General features: G+C 72.8%; 6 protein-coding genes. 4 read left to right on the plus strand and 2 right to left on the minus strand.

Going from position 1 to position 4775, the window contains the following annotated elements:
- The coding region (locus tag PROKR_RS22245) for a protein kinase family protein (protein ID WP_211240204.1) at positions 1-1055 on the minus strand (1055 nt) is incomplete at its 3' end.
- Between the two features lie 6 nt (positions 1056-1061).
- A complete protein-coding gene (locus PROKR_RS22250; RefSeq protein ID WP_036967664.1) occupies positions 1062-1685 on the minus strand; it encodes a TetR/AcrR family transcriptional regulator in 624 nt (207 codons plus the stop codon).
- A gap of 123 nt (positions 1686-1808) precedes the next feature.
- Between PROKR_RS22250 and PROKR_RS22255 the strand changes: the two genes are divergently transcribed.
- The 4 genes from PROKR_RS22255 to PROKR_RS35885 form a co-directional block, all read left to right on the plus strand.
- Positions 1809-2588 carry a glucose 1-dehydrogenase gene (locus PROKR_RS22255; RefSeq protein WP_036967667.1) on the plus strand — a complete coding sequence of 260 codons (780 nt, stop codon included), beginning with the start codon at positions 1809-1811 and terminating at the stop codon, positions 2586-2588.
- A complete protein-coding gene (locus PROKR_RS22260) occupies positions 2588-3001 on the plus strand; it encodes a nitroreductase/quinone reductase family protein (protein WP_036967670.1) in 414 nt (137 codons plus the stop codon). Before PROKR_RS22255 ends, PROKR_RS22260 begins: the two co-directional genes overlap by 1 nt.
- Before the next feature lie 178 nt (positions 3002-3179).
- The gene (locus PROKR_RS22265; protein WP_245605930.1) at positions 3180-4406 is read left to right on the plus strand and encodes a YibE/F family protein; all 1227 of its coding nucleotides are present in this window, start codon (positions 3180-3182) and stop codon (positions 4404-4406) included.
- A gap of 80 nt (positions 4407-4486) precedes the next feature.
- The coding region (locus PROKR_RS35885; RefSeq protein WP_036967676.1) for an alcohol dehydrogenase catalytic domain-containing protein at positions 4487-4775 on the plus strand (289 nt) is incomplete at its 3' end.

The raw sequence follows: 4775 nt of genomic DNA on the forward strand, positions 1-4775 counted from the left end.
AGCGTCGCGAGCGGGTACGGCGTCGTCCGGCTCTCCTGCTGGAACCGGCGATGGAAGTCGCCCACCACCGCGGCGACCGGCGCGTCGCGGAGCAGCAGCTCCGCGACGGCAGCCGGAACGCCCCTCGGGGCCACCCCCTTGGCGCAGTCCCGCACGAACGCCCGGCGTTCGTCGGGCCCGTACCCGTACACCGCGACGGCCAGCCAGTTCACCAGGTACGCGGCGGCATAGTCCCGGTCGTAGCCCTCGTGCTCGGCGAGGAAGACGGCCTCTTCCGGCGTGAGGTCGAAGCCGGAGGAGATCGCGAGACCGTAGTCGGCGAAGAACAGCCGATCGCCGTCCGTGAGGACGTTGTGGAAGTGGACGTCGAGGTGCAGCAGACCGCGGGCGTTCATGAACGCGACGCCGGCCGCCAGCTCGGCGTCCACCATCGCGCAGGCCTGCTCGGCGGCCTCGTCACCGACCCTGATCTGCTCCTCCAGCCAGGCGTGCAAGGTCTGCGGCACGTACTCCAGGAACAGCACGATGTTCGCCGAGGACTGCTCCAGGGCCTCGATCCGATCCCGGATCTGCGGGCCGCCGCCCCAGTAGGCGACGGCCCGTTCGATGTCGGCCAGCTCCTCGGGGAGCGGGTGGCCGGCGTCGGGCAGCACCCGCCAGTGGTACATCAGGGGGAAGCCCTCGTGCTCGCCCGCGAGCACCCAGTCCGTCGTCAGGGTGTGCGCGGCCAGCTCCCGCCAGGCGCCGAACCCCGGTCCGCCGATGGTGCCGACGCCGAAGTGGCAGAAGACCGGCAGGTCGAACAGGTTGGCCGTGGAGCCGGCGTGCTCCGGCAGCCGCTCGAGGTCGGTCAGGCGCACCTGCTTGACGAAGACCGGGGTACCTTCGACCTCCAGCAGCCGGGTCGCCCCGCCGATGCCGGAACCGATCGGGGTGGCAGCGTCCAGCAGCTCGCGCAGTGCGGTGTCGCCGGTCCGCGAGAGGGTCGCCGAGACGGCGTCATGGGCGGCGAGACGCGGGGCGCGGGACATGGCGGTCGACGGGTCGGTGGCCACGGGCGGTCAGCGGGCGCCGTAGCGGGCGACCATCGTGGTCACGGCGTCGTCGACGGCGCGGGCCGTCTCGGCGGCGTTCGGGTCCCAGCCGACGACGGTCAGACGCGGCCAGAACGTGAAGTTCGAGATCATGCCCATGAACTGGGTGGTGGCGGCCACGGGGTCGGCGACGCGCGCGGTCCCGGCGTCGTGCTCGGCCGCGAGGTAGCGTCGCACCGCGTCGAAGAACGGCATCTTGCCGACGTCGAAATGGGTCTCGGCGAGCCCCGGGAAGCGCGGCATCTCGGCGATGACGATGCGGTACAGGCCCACCATCTCGGGGCGGGACATCAGTGCGGCGTACCGGCGGCCGTACTCGGCCAGCCCGCGGGCGAGGTCGCCGGGTGCCGGCTCGGGGCGCTCGTCGTCCTCAGCGTTCCAGTGCTCCCTGACCATCGCCTCGAACAGGCTGGCCTTGGTGGCGAACTGCTTGAACAGCGTGGCCTTGGACACCTCCGCGACCTCGGCGACCCGGGCCAGCGAGGTGCCGGCGTAGCCGCCCTCCAGGAACAGGCTGGTGGCGGCGGCGATGATCGCCGCGCGCTTCTGCTCCGCGAGCTGCTGGTGGTACGTCCCGGTGCCGGTCGCCATGGGCCCATCATGCCCCAGGCTGTGAGGTGAGTCGCTTGACTCACCTCTCCGGCACTGCCTACCCTGACCGAGAAGTGAGTCAAGCGACTCACAACTAGGCTCCCGACATGAAGGGCTCCGGCCGTGCAGCGATTCGAGGACAGGACAGTGGTCGTCACCGGCGCGGGGGGCGGCATGGGCGTCAGCCACGTGCGCGCCTTCCACGCCGAGGGGGCCAACGTGGTGATAGCGGACCGCGATGCCGAGCGGGGCGCGGCGCTCGCCGCCGAGCTGGGGGAGCGGGCCCTGCACGTGGCGCTCGACATCACCAGCGAGGCGCAGTGGGCCGCGGCGGTCACATCGGTGGAGAAGCGGTTCGGCCCGGTCTCCGTGCTGGTGAACAACGCGGGGGCGCAGCAATCGGCGGCGCCGATCGAGCACATGGACGCCGAGGCATTCCGGCGCACGCTGGACGTCAACGTGACCGGCCAGTTCCTCGGCATCCGCGCGGTGACGCCGTCCATGCGGCGTGCCGGCGGGGGCGCCGTCGTCAACATCTCCTCGACCATGGGCAACGTGGGCACGGCATGCTATGCGGCCTACACCGCCAGCAAGTGGGCGGTGCGCGGCCTGACCCGGTCCGCCGCGCTGGAGCTGGGCCGCGACGGGATCCGCGTCAACTCGGTGCACCCCGGCGTCGTCTCGACGCCGTTGATCAACTCGCCGGTCGCCGAGGACGAGCGGCCCATCGCGGACCTCTACTCGCCCGAGCCGTTCGCCGTGCCGCGGCTGGGTGAGCCGGCCGAGATCTCGCGGCTCGTGCTCTTCCTGAGCTCCGCGGACGCCGCGTTCGCCACGGGCTCGGAGTACGTGCTCGACGGCGGCCTGCTGCTCGGGCCGGCGCTGCGCTACGAGGCGGCGTGATGGAGGACGCCGTACGCCGGGCCGTCGAGATCACCCCGGCCGCCTCGACGCGGCAGCGGATCATCGACATCACCACGACGGGGCGGCGGACCGGCCTGCCCCGGCGGATCGAGATCTTCTTCTACCACGTGGCCGGCCGCACCTACCTGTGCAGCGGCACGGTCGACCGGCCGAGCTGGTACGTGAACCTGGTGGCCGAGCCGGCGCTGACCTTTCACCTCAAGCACGGCGTACGGGCGGACCTGCGGGCCACGGCGCGCCCGATCACCGAGGAGCGGGAGCGGCGTGCGGTGCTCACCGAGATCGTCGCCGACCTGAACCAGCCCGCCAACCCGGGGCACCTGGCCCAGCCCGTGGACCTCGAGGACTGGGTGCGCGACAGCCGGCTCGTCGAGGTGACGTTCCTGGACTGAGTGGGTGCGCGCGGCCGTCGATCGGCACCTCGCGCTGCGGTCGGCAGTTGGCGCCGAGATCGGTCCAGGCCTGTGCCGAACGCGATGCCAACTGCCGACTCCGTGGCGCAAATTGCCGATCTCGGACGAGGGCCTGGCTCACCGTGCCCGCGACGCAATGCTGGGCGAGTATGTCCGCATGGCGCACGCTCCCTCGCACGGTCCGGCGGGTCCTGCCGCGCCGAAGACCACGTTCTTCCTGGTCATGATCCTGGTCTCGGCGCTGCTCGCGACGCTGGCCGGGCTCTGGCTGCTGTGGCCCGCGGGGGCCGACGTGCCCGACCGGGTCCCGGCCCGCGCCGAGGGGACGTCGTTCGTGGACGTCACGGTCGCCGGTCCCGCGGACCCGGCCACGGGGGCCGTCCCGGTCGAGCTCGCGGACGGCACCGCATCCCGGATGCAGTCCCCGGGGCCCTCGGTCCCGCTCGAGCCCGGGGACCGCATCACCGCCGTCGACATCTCGCAGGTCTCCCAGCCCGGCATCGACCCGCTCGTGTTCCTGGACTTCCAGCGCGAGCTGCCCATCGCCCTGCTGGCGGTCGCCTACGCGCTGGTGGTGCTGCTCGTCGCGCGCTGGCGTGGGCTGGCGGCCATGGCCGGGCTGGGGCTCGCGTTCGTGGTGCTCCTGGGGTTCACGATGCCGGCCCTGCTGGCGGGGCAGAACGCGTTCGGCGTGGCGCTCGTGACGTCCTCCCTGATCATGTTCGTCACCCTGTACCTGGCGCACGGGTTGTCCGCGCGGACCTCCACCGCCCTGCTCGGCACGCTGGTCGGCCTGGCGCTGACGGCGGGCATCGCCGCCTGGGCCTCGCACGCCGCGCAGATCACCGGCACCACCGACGAGGCCTCCGCGTTCCTGCCGTCCAGCGCGCCCGGCGCGGACCTGCGGGGGATCGCGCTGTGCGGCATCGTGCTCGCCGGCATGGGTGTGCTCAACGACGTCACGATCACGCAGGCCTCGGCCGTGTGGGAGCTGCGCGGCGTCGCCCCGACGGCGACCCGGGCGGAGCTGTTCACGAGCGCCATGCGGATCGGGCGCGACCACATCGCCTCGACCGTCTACACGATCGCCTTCGCGTACGTGGGCGCCGCCCTGCCCCTGCTGATGATGGTCTGGCTCGTCGACCAGTCGCCGGCCACCGCCCTGACCTCGGGCGAGATCGCCGAGGAGGTGGTCCGCACCCTCGTCGGCTCCATCGGCCTGGTGCTCGCCATCCCGGTCACCACGGCCATCGCGACGCTCACCGTCCCGGGGCCGACCACGGAACCGGCGGGCGGCCCGGGCCTCGAGCCGTCGTCGGACCCGGAGCTGATGGCGCCGGTCTCGGAGGCATGGGCCGCCGAGGCGCGTACCCCGGGTTCCTGAGCTGCGGGGCCGGTCCCGGCACGACGTCGGCTCGCTCACCGCGTCGTGCCGGAGACTGTCCTGGACAGAGAGGACGCACCATGCGCGCAGTAGTTTTCGACGAGTTCGGCGGTCCCGAGGTGCTGCACCTCGGTGAGGTCCCGGAGCCCCGGGCCGGATCCGGGCAGGTCCGGGTGCGGGTCGAGGCGGTGGCCCTCAACCCCTTCGACGGCAAGGTTCGCTCGGGAGCCATGGAGTCCGCGTTTCGCACGCGCCTGCCGGGGTCGCCCGGGCTGGAGGCGGCCGGCGTCGTCGACCAGGTGGGGCCCGACGTCGCCGGGGTGGCTCCGGGCGACCGCGTCACCGGATGGACCAGCCGCGGCGCGGCGG

Origin of the sequence: Promicromonospora kroppenstedtii DSM 19349 (assembly GCF_000515355.1) — a bacterium.
Lineage (GTDB): Bacteria > Actinomycetota > Actinomycetes > Actinomycetales > Cellulomonadaceae > Promicromonospora > Promicromonospora kroppenstedtii.

Coding starts and splice junctions, on each gene's coding strand:
- PROKR_RS22250 (WP_036967664.1), bottom strand. CDS start 1,685: ATGGCGACCGGCACCGGGACGTACCACCAGCAGCTCGCGGAGCAGAAG.
- PROKR_RS22260 (WP_036967670.1), top strand. CDS start 2,588: ATGGAGGACGCCGTACGCCGGGCCGTCGAGATCACCCCGGCCGCCTCG.
- PROKR_RS22265 (WP_245605930.1), top strand. CDS start 3,180: ATGGCGCACGCTCCCTCGCACGGTCCGGCGGGTCCTGCCGCGCCGAAG.